10 protein-coding genes and 2 pseudogenes are annotated in these 12,945 nt (G+C 62.3%); 5 read left to right on the top strand and 7 right to left on the bottom strand.

The window, feature by feature from the left end; translation table 11 throughout:
• Positions 1 to 124: 124 nt before the first annotated feature.
• Positions 125 to 1,093 carry a LysR family transcriptional regulator gene (locus tag BLU46_RS21740; protein WP_003216257.1) on the top strand — a complete coding sequence of 323 codons (969 nt, stop codon included), beginning with the start codon at positions 125 to 127 and terminating at the stop codon, positions 1,091 to 1,093.
• A gap of 17 nt (positions 1,094 to 1,110) precedes the next feature.
• Here the strand turns inward: BLU46_RS21740 and BLU46_RS21735 are convergent, their stop codons facing one another.
• Genes BLU46_RS21735 through BLU46_RS21720 form a run of 4 tightly spaced genes read right to left on the bottom strand, consistent with a single transcriptional unit; the run spans position 1,111 to position 7,432 of the window.
• Positions 1,111 to 2,475, bottom strand: a complete 1,365-nt coding sequence (locus BLU46_RS21735) for a heavy metal sensor histidine kinase (RefSeq protein ID WP_093205308.1) — start codon at positions 2,473 to 2,475, stop codon at positions 1,111 to 1,113.
• Positions 2,465 to 3,142, bottom strand: coding sequence for a heavy metal response regulator transcription factor (locus tag BLU46_RS21730; RefSeq protein ID WP_063027234.1), 678 nt, complete (start codon positions 3,140 to 3,142; stop codon positions 2,465 to 2,467). The genes BLU46_RS21735 and BLU46_RS21730 overlap by 11 nt, the downstream gene beginning before the upstream one ends.
• Before the next feature lie 31 nt (positions 3,143 to 3,173).
• Positions 3,174 to 6,269 carry a multidrug efflux RND transporter permease subunit gene (locus BLU46_RS21725; protein WP_093205304.1) on the bottom strand — a complete coding sequence of 1,032 codons (3,096 nt, stop codon included), beginning with the start codon at positions 6,267 to 6,269 and terminating at the stop codon, positions 3,174 to 3,176.
• Positions 6,266 to 7,432: an efflux RND transporter periplasmic adaptor subunit gene (locus BLU46_RS21720; RefSeq protein WP_093205299.1), complete on the bottom strand. Its 1,167-nt coding sequence runs from the start codon at positions 7,430 to 7,432 to the stop codon at positions 6,266 to 6,268. Before BLU46_RS21720 ends, BLU46_RS21725 begins: the two co-directional genes overlap by 4 nt.
• Before the next feature lie 215 nt (positions 7,433 to 7,647).
• On the opposite strand from BLU46_RS21720, the gene BLU46_RS21715 reads away from it, so the two are divergent.
• The 4 genes and pseudogenes from BLU46_RS21715 to BLU46_RS33580 form a co-directional block, all read left to right on the top strand.
• Positions 7,648 to 7,890 carry a hypothetical protein gene (locus BLU46_RS21715; protein ID WP_003216247.1) on the top strand — a complete coding sequence of 81 codons (243 nt, stop codon included), beginning with the start codon at positions 7,648 to 7,650 and terminating at the stop codon, positions 7,888 to 7,890.
• A 168-nt stretch (positions 7,891 to 8,058) separates the two neighbouring features.
• A complete protein-coding gene (locus BLU46_RS21710) occupies positions 8,059 to 8,847 on the top strand; it encodes a transporter substrate-binding domain-containing protein (protein WP_172834546.1) in 789 nt (262 codons plus the stop codon).
• A 107-nt stretch (positions 8,848 to 8,954) separates the two neighbouring features.
• A pseudogene (locus BLU46_RS33585) lies at positions 8,955 to 9,236 on the top strand (PAS domain-containing protein); the annotation flags it as partial.
• Positions 9,237 to 9,539: 303 nt separating this feature from the next.
• Positions 9,540 to 10,532: pseudogene (locus tag BLU46_RS33580) on the top strand (methyl-accepting chemotaxis protein); the annotation flags it as partial.
• Between the two features lie 59 nt (positions 10,533 to 10,591).
• On the opposite strand, the gene BLU46_RS21700 reads toward BLU46_RS33580, so the two are convergent.
• The 3 genes from BLU46_RS21700 to BLU46_RS21690 all read right to left on the bottom strand — a co-directional run bounded on the left by BLU46_RS21700 (position 10,592) and on the right by BLU46_RS21690 (position 12,832).
• Complete coding sequence (locus tag BLU46_RS21700) at positions 10,592 to 11,335, bottom strand: YkgJ family cysteine cluster protein (RefSeq protein ID WP_093205294.1); 744 nt, start codon at positions 11,333 to 11,335, stop codon at positions 10,592 to 10,594.
• 108 nt (positions 11,336 to 11,443) lie between these two features.
• Positions 11,444 to 11,926, bottom strand: coding sequence for a GNAT family N-acetyltransferase (locus BLU46_RS21695; RefSeq protein ID WP_063027222.1), 483 nt, complete (start codon positions 11,924 to 11,926; stop codon positions 11,444 to 11,446).
• Positions 11,927 to 11,929: 3 nt separating this feature from the next.
• The gene (locus BLU46_RS21690; RefSeq protein WP_063027220.1) at positions 11,930 to 12,832 is read right to left on the bottom strand and encodes a chemotaxis protein CheV; all 903 of its coding nucleotides are present in this window, start codon (positions 12,830 to 12,832) and stop codon (positions 11,930 to 11,932) included.
• Positions 12,833 to 12,945: the final 113 nt, after the last annotated feature.

Raw genomic sequence — 12,945 nt, 5'->3', positions numbered from 1 at the left:
CGGATGGCGATAAGGTGGGATTCTTGTGAATCTTTGTTACCGTTCAGGCGATAATCCGTTCGTAGGGATCACTGGATCCTGCAACTTCGTGTCACAATTTGCCATCTCCCCTGAGAGCACCTTAATGGACACCTTGCAAAACATGCGCGCCTTCAGTTGTGTGGCCGAAGCCGGCAGCTTCACCGCCGCCGCCGTGCAACTGGATACCACCACGGCCAACGTCTCGCGCGCGGTCTCCAACCTTGAGGCCCATCTGCAAACCCGTTTGCTCAACCGCACCACCCGCCGCATCGCCTTGACCGAGGCCGGCAAGCGCTATTTGCTGCGTTGCGAGCAGATCCTGGCGTACGTCGAGGAAGCCGAGGCCGAAGCCAGCGACGCTCACGCACGCCCCGCCGGGCAGTTGAAAGTGCACACCATGACCGGCATCGGCCAGCACTTCGTGATCGATGCGATTGCCCGCTACCGCCGCACCCACCCGGACGTGACCTTTGACCTGACCATGGCCAACCGCGTGCCCGACCTGCTGGACGAGGGCTATGACGTGTCCATCGTGCTCGCCAGCGAACTGCCGGATTCGGGATTTGTCTCGCAGCGCCTGGGGATAACTTACAGCATCGCCTGTGCGTCACCGGCTTACGTCAAGGCCAATGGCTGCGCGCAACGCCCGAGTGACCTGCTCAACCACGCGTGCCTGCGCCTGGTCAGCCCGGTGATTCAGCTGGATAAATGGTCGTTCAACGGCCCGGAAGGCCAGGAAAGTGTGGCGATCAACAGCTCGCCCTTCCTGGTGAACTCGGCAGATGCGATGAAGACCGCAATCACCAGCGGCATGGGCGTTGGCCTGTTGCCGGTGTATGCGGCGATTGAAGGCCTGCGCAACGGCACCCTGGTGCGGGTAATGCCAAACTACCGTTCCCAGGAACTCAACCTGTACGCCATCTACCCGTCGCGCCAGTACCTGGATGCGAAGATCAAGACGTGGGTGGAATACCTGCGCAGCTCCCTGCCGGAAATCATGGCCGCGCATCAGGCGGAACTGGCGGCCTATGAGCTGAGTGGCAGTTTGGGCGGGGTACGACTGAGTAACTGAGGGGGGGGGGGCAGCCGCTACACCGGCAGCGTAATGCCAAAGGTGTTGCCGCCGCCCTCGCTGCGCACAAACACATCCCCGCCGTGCATCAGCGCGATCGCCTTGACGATCGCCAACCCCAAGCCGTGATTCGCCCCGCTATTGCTGCGGGACGCGTCCACCCGATAGAACCGCTCGAACAACCGGGGCAGATGCTCGCTGGCAATCTCATCGCCGGGGTTGGTCACTCCGATCGCCACGTGATCTTCCAATACTTCGATCTTTACCTCGATCACCCGGCCAGGCGCCGTATGCTGCACCGCATTGCTCAACAGATTGATCAACGCCCGGCGCAAGTGCGCCTTCTCGATCTGCACCTGGGCATCACCGCTCACGCGCACCTGCACCTGAGCGTCCTCGAGGATGAAGTCCAGATAGTCCAGGGTGGTCGCCACTTCATCCGCCAGCGAACTGCTGATCAGCTTGGTGGCCTTGCTGCCCTGGTCGGCGCTGGCCAGGAACAGCATGTCATTGATGATCGAGCGCAGCCGTTCCAGCTCTTCGAGGTTCGATTGCAGCACCTCGAAATAATGCTCGGCCGAACGCCCACGGGTCAGCGCCACCTGGGTCTGGCCAATCAGGTTGGTCAGCGGTGAGCGCAGTTCATGGGCCACATCGGCGTTGAACGACTCCAGGCGCGAATAGGCTTGCTCCACCCGGTCGAGGGTCGAGTTGAAGGAATTGACGAACTGCTTCAGCTCCGGCGGCAACGGCGACAATTGCAGGCGCCCGGAGAGTTTCGGCGGCGCGAGTTTCTGCGCCTCATCCGACAGTTTGATCAGCGGCTTGAGGCCGATACGTGCGACCCAGAACCCCAGCAGCGACGCCAACACCACGCCAACAAACGCCAGGCCGATCAGCGCCATCAGCAGTTGATGCTGGGTGGCGCGGAAGTTCTCGGTGTCGACCGCAATCATGAAGCGCAACGGCGGACGCTGGTCCTTGGCCGGGAACTGGCTGACCAGCACTTTGAACGGATGATGATGGCCCGGCAGGTGCAAATCGCGCTTGCCGGTCGGGCCTTCGGCGAAGGCGCGAATCTGCGCGTCCGGGTTGCCGTATTCGTAGGTCGGATCGCTGCTCACCACCCAGAAGCGGATGCGCTTGTCTTCCTCACCCAACAGCTTGAGCTTGGCGGTGATCTTCGCCCAGTGATCCGGCGTACCAAAGCGGTTCACCGAAGACTCCAGCACGCTGTAACGCGCATCCAGCTCGGCCCCGGGCAACAAACCCAGGCCTTTGTCCACCTGCTGATACAGCGCGCCGCCGATCAACAGAAAGATCAGCAGCGCCACCAACGTGAACATGCCACTCAGGCGCAGGGCGATGGAGTTAGCCGACACTGCGGCTCTCCAGCACATAACCCATGCCGCGGATGGTGTGCAGCAGTTTCTGTTCGAACGGCCCGTCGAGCTTGGCCCGCAGGCGCTTGATCGCCACTTCCACCACGTTGGCGTCGCTGTCGAAATTGATGTCCCAGACCATTTCCGCAATCGAGGTCTTGGACAGGATTTCACCCTGGCGCCGCGCCAATACGCTGAGCAGCGAGAACTCCTTGGCGGTCAGGTCCAGGCGAACGCCATTGCGACTGGCCTTGCGGCTGATCAGGTCAATCCACAGGTCGGCGATGGTCACCTGCACCGGCTCATGCCCGCCGCTGCGACGGGTCAGGGCTTGCAGGCGCGCCACCAGCTCCAGGAAGGAGAATGGCTTGCCGAGGTAATCGTCCGCCCCTTCACGCAGGCCGCGAATGCGGTCTTCCACGCGCTCGCGGGCGGTGAGCATGATCACCGGCGTCTGCTTGCGCGCCCGCAGCGCGCGCAACACGCCAAAGCCATCCAGGCCGGGCAGCATCACGTCGAGCACGATCACCGCGTAATCGTTCTCCAGGGCCAGGTGCAGACCTTCGACACCTTCACGGGCGACGTCAACGGTATAGCCTTGCTCCGTCAGGCCGCGGTGCAGGTAGTCGGCGGTTTTTTCTTCGTCTTCAACAATCAGTACACGCATGAGCCTTTTGTTCCAGGACGGGGCCTCAGCCTCAGTGTGTGGTTGCCAGCTGGGGAGCCGGTTTGGGTCTGTGAAAAAACTTCTCGAGGTACAAGTATATGACCGGTGTGGTGAACAGCGTCAGCGCCTGGCTCACCAGCAACCCGCCCACCACCGCGATACCCAGCGGCTGGCGCATTTCCGCGCCGGGGCCGGAGCCGAGCATCAGCGGCACCGCACCCAGCAGCGCGGCCAGGGTGGTCATGATGATCGGCCGGAACCGCGTGACACAGGCTTCATAAATCGCTTCTTCAGGCGGCAAGCCGCGTACGCGTTGGGCGTCCAGAGCGAAGTCGATCATCAGGATACCGTTCTTCTTCACAATACCGATCAGCAGCACCAGCCCGATCAGGGCCATGATCGAAAAGTCCTGGCCCATCAGTGACAGCATGATCAGCGCCCCCAACCCCGCCGACGGCAAGGTGGAGATGATCGTCAGCGGGTGCACGAAGCTCTCGTACAGCACACCCAGGATAATGTAGACCGCCACCAGTGCCGCGAGGATCAGCCAGGGCTGGCTGGCCAACGAACTCTGGAACGCCTGGGCCGCACCCTGGAAGTTGCCGATGATGGTAGTCGGCATGCCGATTTCGTTCTTGGCCTGGTTGAGCATGATCACCGCATCCCCCAACGCGACGCCCGGCGCCAGGTTGAACGACAGGTTTGCCGCCGGGAACATGCCGTCATGGCTGATGGACAAGGGCCCTATGGTAGGCGGGTCGACCTTGGCCACCGCCGACAGCGGCACCATCTCGTTGGTCAGCGGCGAGCGCAGGTAGAAGTAGTTCAGGCTTTCGGCCTTGCCACGTTGCTGGGTGTCCAGCTCCAGCACCACTTGGTACTGGTTGATCTCGGTCTGGAATTCGTTGATCTGGCGCTGGCCGAAGGCGTCGTACAGCGCCTGGTCCACATCGGTGGCGGTGAGGCCAAAACGCGCGGCGGCCTGACGGTCGATGCTGATATGGGTAATGCTGCCACCCAACTGCAGGTCGTTGGACAGGTCGCGGAACGCCGGGTTGGCCCGCAGTTTTTCGGTGAGGCGCTGGGTCCAGGTATTCAGGGTCGGGCCGTCATTGCTCTTGAGCACGTACTGGTACTGGGCGCGGCTGGGGCCGGAGCTTAAGTTGATGTCCTGGCCGGCACGCAGGTACAGGACGATGCCCGGCACTTTCGCCAGTTTCGGCCGGATCCGGTCGATAAACTGGCTGGCCGACACGTCACGGTCCCCGCGATCTTTCAAGGCGATCCAGAACCGTCCGTTGGCGATGGTCTGGTTGCTGCCGGTCACGCCCACCGAATGGGAAAACGCTTCCACCGCCGGGTCATCCTTGACGATCTCGGCGATCGCCTTGTGCTTGGCGACCATGTCCGGGAAGGATACGTCGGCCGCCGCTTCGCTGGTGCCGAGGACGAAGCCGGTGTCTTGTACCGGGAAGAAACCCTTGGGGATAAACACATAGCCGACCACCGCCAGGGCCAGGGTCACGATAAAGATCGCGGCCATGGTGCGTTGGTGGGCCAGGGCGCGGCGCAGATTGCGCGCATAGCCGGCGAGGAGGCGTTCGCTGAAGCCGGGTTTGTCGTGGGCGTGATGGGTCGGGGCGCGCATGAACAGCGCAGCCAGGGTGGGCGCCAGTGTCAGTGAAACCACCACCGAAATCAGGATGGTCGAGGTGGCTGTCAGCGCAAACTCTTTGAACAACCGCCCGACCACACCGCCCATGAACAGCAGCGGAATAAACGCTGCCACCAGCGAGAAGCTGATGGACACCACGGTAAAGCCGATTTCACCCGCGCCCTTGATCGCGGCCTCGCGCTTGTCGAGGCCGGCTTCCAAGTGGCGGTGAATGTTCTCCACCACCACGATGGCATCGTCCACCACAAACCCCACGGCGATCACGATCGCCACCAGGGTCAGGTTGTTCAGGCTGAAGCCCATCAGGTACATCAGCGCAAAACTGGCGACCAGCGACACCCCGAGCACGCTGGACACGATCAAGGTGGCGGACAACTGGCGCAGGAACAGCGCCATCACCGCCACCACCAACAGGATCGCGATCAGCAGGGTCACTTCCACTTCATGCAGGGACGCGCGGATGGTCTTGGTGCGGTCGGTCAATACGCTGACCTGCACCGAGGCCGGCAACATGGCTTGCAGGCGTGGCAGCTCGGATTGAATGCGGTCCACGGTCTCGACGATATTCGCGCCGGGCTGGCGGGAGATCACCAGGTTGACCCCTGGCGTGTCGCCCGACCAGGCCTGCACGTAGGCGTTTTCCGAACCGTTGACGACTTTGGCGATATCCCGCAGTTGTACCGGTGCACCATCCTTGTAGGACACGATCAGTTGGGCGTAATCCTCGGGGTGGAACAACTGGTCGTTGGTCGACAGGGTCGACACGCTGTTCTCGCCGTAGATCGCGCCCTTGGCCAGGTTCAGGCTGGATTGCTGGATCGCCAGGCGCACGTCTGCCAGGGTCAGGCCGATGGCCGCGAGTTTATCGGCCGACGCCTGCACCCGGATGGCCGGGCGTTGCTGGCCGGTGATGTTGATCTGGCCGACGCCGTCGATCTGACTGATCTGACGGGCCAGCAGGGTTTCCACGTAGTCGCTCAGCTCGGTGCTGGGCATGCTGTCGGAGCTGACGCTGAGGATCAGCACCGGGCTGTCCGCCGGGTTGACCTTTTTCCAGGTCGGCAGGCTCGGCATGTCGCTGGGCAGTTTGCCGGACGCGGTGTTGATCGCCGCCTGCACTTCTTGCGCGGCGGTATCGATGCTCTTGGTGAGGGTGAACTGCAGGGTCAGGAGGCTGGAGCCCAAGGCACTGCTGGAGGTCATCTGGGTCATGCCGGGGATGGCGCTGAATTGCACCTCCAGCGGTGTGGCCACGGAGGACGCCATGGTGTCCGGGCTGGCGCCGGGCAGCGTGGCGCTGACCTGAATCGTCGGAAACTCGGCTTCCGGCAGCGGGGCGATGGCCAGCCGTGGGAAGGCAATCATCCCGAGCAGTACCAGGGCGAAGGTCAGCAGCAAGGTGGCGACCGGATGGTCGACACACCAGGCCGACGGCGAACGACTGCCGCTCATGGCTGCACCTTGGCATCAACGGTCTGGATCACCTGCGGCGGCTCCTTGAGCACGTCGACCTGAGCGCCTGCCTTGAGCCGTGACTGGCCGTCGCTGACCAGCACGTCGCCGGCCTGCACACCCTGGAGGATGTTCATGTCGCTGTTCTGGTACAGCACCTGCACCGGCACGATGTCGACCTTGTCACCGTTGACCCGGTACACGAAGTGCGAATCCAGGCCGCGCTGTACCACAGTGGGTGGCACAACCAGGGCGTTCTTGTGCAGGGCGGTCTGGATGCGGATTGTCACCAGTTGCCCCGGCCAGAGTTTTTGCGCGCTGTTGCTGAACTCGGCCTTGGCGCGGATGGTGCCGGTGGTGCCGCTGATCTGGTTGTCGATCAGGCTCAGGCGACCTTCGCCCAGCAGGTCGCCGGTCTGGCCGTCGGTGTCGGCGCCCATGTAGGCGTTGACGTCAGCGGGCAGTTGCGCGGCGATCAGGCGTTGCAGGGTCGGCAGCATTTGTTGCGGCAGGGAGAACTCGACGGCAATCGGGTCGATCTGGGTCACGGAGAACAAGCCCTGGGTGTCGCTCATGCGCAGGAAGTTGCCTTCATCCACCGTACGAATCCCGACGCGCCCGGTGACCGGAGAGCGAATCTGGGTGTATGAAAGCTGCACCTGGGCCGAATCGATGGCAGCCTGGTTGCCTTGGGCCGTGGCCTTGAGCTGGTTGACCAGGGCTTGTTGCTGGTCATAGGTCTGCTTGGACACGCCGTCGTCGATGCTCAGTTCCTTGTAGCGCTTGAGGTTGACCAGCGCGACTTGCAGTTGCGCCTGGCTTTCCCCGAGTTGCGCCTTGGCCTGGTCCAGGGTGGCGCGGATCGAACGGTCATCAATGGTCGCCAGCAGGTCACCGGCCTTCACCAGTTGACCTTCCTTGACCAGCAATTTGGTGAGGATGCCGTCGATCTGCGGGCGAATCACCACGCTGTGCAACGACAGCACCGAACCGATGCCGCTGACAAAACCCGGGATGTCCTGCTGTTTGACGCTGATCACACGCACCGGAATCGCTGCCGACGCAGTCAGTTTGGTCTTGGCCGGGCGGGTCACCACCCAGGCAACCACAGCCAGTACCACAAGGACGCCCACGATCAAGGCAGGTTTTCGTTGAATGTGCATGGGGTGAGGCGCCAGGGCAAAGGATCGGAAGAATGAAGGTTCTTTATAGCCCGCCAACCCGGTCAGCAAAGTGACTGCTAACTGACAGCGCCGTCAGTAAAGTCCGACCATTCGTACGAGCAGTGGTTAAAGATCCGAGGCGCGCAGGTATACTGCGCGACGGTGTGGCCTGCAAGTCGGGCCCGCGTCATTTTCAGTACTCCCCCGGAGCTTCCATGAATTCCCCGACACAACCCGCTGTTGAAGCGGTCGACATCGACCAACAGGCCAATCCTGACAGCGTCGAAGGCGAAACCAAGGCCGAGATCCCGGCATTCAAGTTTCCGTTCAAGCCGGGCGAACTGGCCGGTGCGAAAAACGCCAGCCAGCCGTGGTACAAAAATGGCGCGAAGAACGGCCATACCAAGAGTCCGGGCATGGCACCACCCGGCACCCGTCGCTCGATGGGCAAGCGCTGACCGGTAATAAATCCTTCGCAATGACGATTTATGCCTACAACAGTTACTGACGTTTCGCCTTGTAGGCCTGCGGCCAATTCTTGAAAGCTTGCACGACACCCACCTGCCCCGACGCTTTCGCTCGGGGCCAGGCGTGGTAAAGCTGGTTTTCCGGAAAAGGACGTCCCCGTGGTTCCTATACGCACCTGTGTCGTGCTGTTGTCGCTGATGGTCAGCGTTTTCTCCTCGACTGCGGCCAGTGATCAACCACGGCGCGAAATTCGTTTCGCCGTCGCTGCACAATTCCCTCCTTTCCAAAGCCGCAATCAACAAGGCCAACTGGTGGGGCTGAACATCGAATTGGGCAACGCCCTGTGCATACAGCTCAATGTGCGATGTACCTGGGTAGACCAGATCCTGGTGGAAAATTACCCTGCCCTTGAAGCCAGGCAATTCGACGCAATCATGGGTATGGCCCCGACGTCGAGGCGGCACCAGCGGGTAAGTTTCACCGATGACCTTTATCCGATCACCACGCGTCTGGTGGCCCGCAGGAAGTCAGGTTTGAAACCAACGCCACAGTCGTTGAAGGGCAAGCGCGTCGGGGTGCTGGTGGGCAGTAACCGCGAAGCCTTTGCCCTGTCGAAGTGGGCGCCAAAAGGCGTCATCATCAAGGGTTTCTGGCGCAACGACGAACTGATCCGCAGCCTGTTGGCGGGGGACATCGATGCCACCTTGCAAGGCATGGTGGAAATCCGTGAGGCGCTGCTCGACACCCCCGAGGGCCAGAATTTCGACTTCCTCGGCCCCGCCCTCTCTACCGAACTGTTGGGTAACGGCGTAGGGATTGCATTGCGCAAGCCAGATACGGCATTGCGCAGCACCCTCAATTGCGCCCTTGAGCAACTGAAGCAAAGCGGCGAGTACCAGCGCATCATCGCGCCCTACCGGCTTGATGCACCGCCCGCCAGGCCGTAATGGCCAATTAATTGCACCGAACATGAGCTGGATCAGTATTTGGCCAACCCGTGCGCTTAGAGTCGAGGCCCTGCCGACTCCTCCAACAATCACGAGCGCGCGTTTCCATGAAGATCAATTTGCCGGTCACCGGTCGAAATGTGGACTTTGCCCCCGACGCCAATATCCTCTCGACCACCGACCTGACTAGCACAATTACCTACGCCAACCAGGACTTCATCGATATCAGCGGCTACACCCGCGAGGAGTTGTTGGGTACGCCGCACAACCTGCTGCGCCACCCGGACATGCCACCCGCTGCCTTTGCGCACATGTGGCAGGTGTTGAAGAGCGGCCGCTCGTGGATGGGCATGGTGAAAAACCGCTGCAAGAACGGCGATCACTACTGGGTCAGTGCCTACGCCACGCCGGTCACCCGGGACGGTGTGACGGTGGAGTATCAGTCGGTGCGCACCAAGCCCGATGCGCGGCGGGTGCAACTGGCCGAGCGGGCCTATGCCCGGCTGCGTGCCGGTACTCGGCGAGCACGGCCCGTGGTGGGCATGACCCTCAAGCTGTCGGCCTGGGTCTTGGGGGCCTGCGCCGCAACTTGGGCCTTGGGCCTTGGACTGGCCACTTATCCACTGACCTGGCAACTGCTGGCGGTCACCGCGACCTGTGCCATAGGGGTGATGGGCGTGCATGGTTTGTTGCGGCCCCTCGCACAGTTGAACCAGCGAGCCCGGTTGATTGCCGACAACCCGCTGAGCCAGGCGATCTACACCGGACGCGGGGATGAGTTCGGGCGCATCGAGTTCGCCATGCAGATGCTGGAAGCCCAAGTGGGCGCGGTGGTGGGCCGGATTGGCGATGCCTCGCAACGCCTGTCCGGGCACGCCGCCGCGCTGGTGCAACAACTGGACAGCAGCCACACCAGCAGTCTCGGCCAACAGTCCCAGACAGATCAGGTCGCCGCCGCGATCAATCAAATGGCCGCCAGCGTGGCGCAAGTTGCCGAGCATGCGCTGCAAGCCTCCAAGGCCGCTGACCAGGCCGGCAGCGAGACCCGGGAAGGTCATCAACGGGTGGATGAAAGCCGCGACGCGGTGCTGCGGTTGTCCCAGGAGCTGGCGCGCGCCACCGACGTGATCCATCAACTTGAAAGCCACAGCGGCGATATTTCCGGGGTGCTGGAAGTGATTCGGGCGATTGCCGAGCAGACCAACCTCCTGGCGCTCAATGCCGCCATTGAAGCCGCACGCGCCGGAGAACAGGGACGCGGGTTTGCTGTGGTAGCTGATGAAGTGCGCGGGCTGGCCCAGCGTACGCAGCAGTCGACCAATGAAATCCAGCGCATGATCAGCACCCTGCAAGGCGGCGCCCGGGATGCGGTGCAGGCCATGGCGCAAAGCAGCCAGCATGTCGAGGCCAGCGTCGACCAGGCCCAACGCGCTGCCGCCGCGTTGGACGGGATCAGCCAGCGGGTGACCCAGATTACCGCCATGAGCCAGCAGATTGCGGCGGCGGTGGAAGAGCAAAGCGCGGTCAGCGAGGACATCAACCGCAACATCATCGGCATTCGCAATGCCGGGGAAGTGACGGTCAACGCGGGTCAGCAGAGCCAGCTCAGCTCAGGGGATGTGGCGGGGCTGGCGGATGACTTGCGGCGGCTGGCGGAGGAGTTCTGGAGTAAGCGGCGGCAGTAGCGGCATGAGCTGTTTTGGGGCGAGGGGGCTTGTCCCCCTCGCCACAGGTTTACATTCACTCAAGCCGCCCGTAACGAAATGAACGCATAGTTGGCCGGCACCTCGGTGGCAATCCGGGCGCCGGCATCCAGCAACTGCTCGGCAATGTCCATCCCGGACACATGAAACACCCACTCATTGGCCGGCACCGCCTCTTGGGTCGCCAATTCGATCGCCTGGGCAAACAGGCCCATGTCCGGCAAGTACGCGGTAAATCCATCGCCCTTGAGCGCCGTGGTATGGATGCCCAGCAACCCACACACCGCTTCCTTGGCCTGGATATCGTCGCGATCAGCCTGACGTGACCGGCTGATCAGCTCGGCCAGTTCCTTGTCCATCAACTCGCCCCCCACGATCAGCGCCGGCCCCTGCTCCCAGGATTCCGGCGGGCAGTCCTTGGCGCCCGGGTTCAGCGGGATGTGCGGGTTGATCTCCATCGGGTAGATGCGGCACACCAACGGCCGCCGCTCGTAAATGCGGCAACGGTTGTCCTCGTCAAGATTCCGGCAGCGCCCGGCGTTATAGGCGGCAAAGGTGATTGCCACATACGCTTCGGTATTGCCGCTGGGCACGATGGCGGAACGGCGTTGTGCGTGCTCACGCTGCAACTCGGGCAGGCCAAGGCCCGTGCCCAGGAAACCCTCCACCAGCACGATGACATTGCCGCCGTCAGCCGCCCAACTGCGGGCTTCTTCGAGGGTCAGGGGCACATGGTGGTCAGTGCAGCATTTGCCGCAACCGACGCAGGAAAAGTGGGTATTCATGGAGGATCTGTCACCAGGCAAGGTCAGAAGGCACTCGTGAACGGTGGCGGGTTTTTGCCTCTGTTCACCGTTCTGTCTCTGTGCAAAGCAAGTTATGCGCCAGCGTCCTCAGTCTTCGGGGGCAAGGTCCCGAAGCACAAACACCATGCCGGCATTTTCATACAGGCGGCGGGCCCGCAGGTTGGACTCCAGCACCTTGAGGTCGACAAACGCCTCGCCGCGTTGCTTGAACACCTGGAAGGTGTGCAGCAATAACGCCCGGCCCAACCCCATGCCCTGGGCACAGGGGTGAATGGCCAGGTTCTTGATGTAGGCGCTGGTCCAGCATTGGGACACACCCAGGATGCCGCTGGCGTTACTCGCCACCAGGCACAGTTTTGGATCGAACTCGGCATCGGCAACGAACTGCTGACGCCAATGTTCAAGGGAACCGACACGTCCGCCGCCTTGTTCCTGGGCCAGGCTCAATACCGCGTGAATCGCCGGAGCCATGGCTTCGTGGTAATGATCCAGCTGGATGTCCGCCGGCCATTGCGGAGCGGGCAGGCTACCGGTGAGGTCGCGACGCAGCAGCTGGAAATACTCTCCCACCGGTCAGAGGCCCTGCTGTGCAACGGTCTGGGCGGCGACCACCAGGCACTTGGTCAGTTCGGGGGAGGAGAACTTGGTGAGCACCGCATTGGCGCCGGCCAGGCGGGCCTTTTCGCTGTTCATCGCACTGTCCAGGGAGGTGTGCAGCAGCACATAGAGGTCCTGGAAGTCCGGGGTTTCCCGCAGGGTGCGGGTGAAGGCGTAGCCGTCCATTTCGGACATTTCGATGTCCGACACCACCACGTTGATTTGCTCGACGGTGCCTTGCAGCTCCAGCAAACGGTCGATCGCTTCCTTGGCGCTGCGGGCGGTGTGGCAGGTCAGGCCGAGATTGCGCAGGGTGTGCACCGATTGCTGCAGGGCCACCTGGCTGTCGTCCACCACCAGGATCCGGGCGTTGCCCAGTACTTCGGCTTCTTCCATGGTCAGGTCAGTGGGCGCCGCTTCGATCTGCGCCGGGGCGATGCCGTGGATGACTTTTTCGATGTCCAGCACCTGCACCAGGGCGCCTTCGACCTGGGTCACACCGGTGATAAACGAACGCGTGCCGCCCGAGCCAAACGGCGGCGGGCGAATGTCGGTGGTCAGGCAGTGCACGATCTTACTTACCGCCTGCACATGCAGGCCCTGCTTGGAACGGCTCACATCGGTGACGATCAGGCAGCCGCCGTCCGGGTCTTGCAGGGGCATTTCCCCCAGCGCCCGGCTCAGGTCGATCACCGACAAGGCGGCGCCGCGCAAGGTGGCGATGCCTTTGACGTGGGGGTGCGACTCCGGCAGCTTGGTCAGCGGCGGGCAGGGAATGATTTCACTGACTTTCAACAGGTTGATCGCCATCAGCTTGCCGCTGCGCAAGGTAAAGAGCAGAAGCGAGAGTGAGTCTGCGCGGGCTTTGGTGGTGGACATAAAAACCTTCTGTGGATCAGGGATGACGATCTATAGACCGTTATCGACTTGCACGCGAAAAACTGTAGGAGCGGGCTTGCTCGCGAAGAACCTGAGGGCGCTGTGTTTATCCA

This window comes from Pseudomonas yamanorum, from assembly GCF_900105735.1.
Classification (GTDB): Bacteria; Pseudomonadota; Gammaproteobacteria; order Pseudomonadales; family Pseudomonadaceae; genus Aquipseudomonas; species Aquipseudomonas yamanorum.
This window is presented reverse-complemented; position numbering and strand designations above follow the sequence as displayed.

Bases quoted from the DNA above. Each gene is read 5' to 3' on its own strand.
- BLU46_RS21740 (WP_003216257.1), top strand. From the start codon at position 125: ATGGACACCTTGCAAAACATGCGCGCCTTCAGTTGTGTGGCCGAAGCC.
- BLU46_RS21730 (WP_063027234.1), bottom strand. From the start codon at position 3,142: ATGCGTGTACTGATTGTTGAAGACGAAGAAAAAACCGCCGACTACCTG.
- BLU46_RS21725 (WP_093205304.1), bottom strand. From the start codon at position 6,269: ATGAGCGGCAGTCGTTCGCCGTCGGCCTGGTGTGTCGACCATCCGGTC.
- BLU46_RS21720 (WP_093205299.1), bottom strand. From the start codon at position 7,432: ATGCACATTCAACGAAAACCTGCCTTGATCGTGGGCGTCCTTGTGGTA.
- BLU46_RS21715 (WP_003216247.1), top strand. From the start codon at position 7,648: ATGAATTCCCCGACACAACCCGCTGTTGAAGCGGTCGACATCGACCAA.
- BLU46_RS21700 (WP_093205294.1), bottom strand. From the start codon at position 11,335: ATGAATACCCACTTTTCCTGCGTCGGTTGCGGCAAATGCTGCACTGAC.
- BLU46_RS21690 (WP_063027220.1), bottom strand. From the start codon at position 12,832: ATGTCCACCACCAAAGCCCGCGCAGACTCACTCTCGCTTCTGCTCTTT.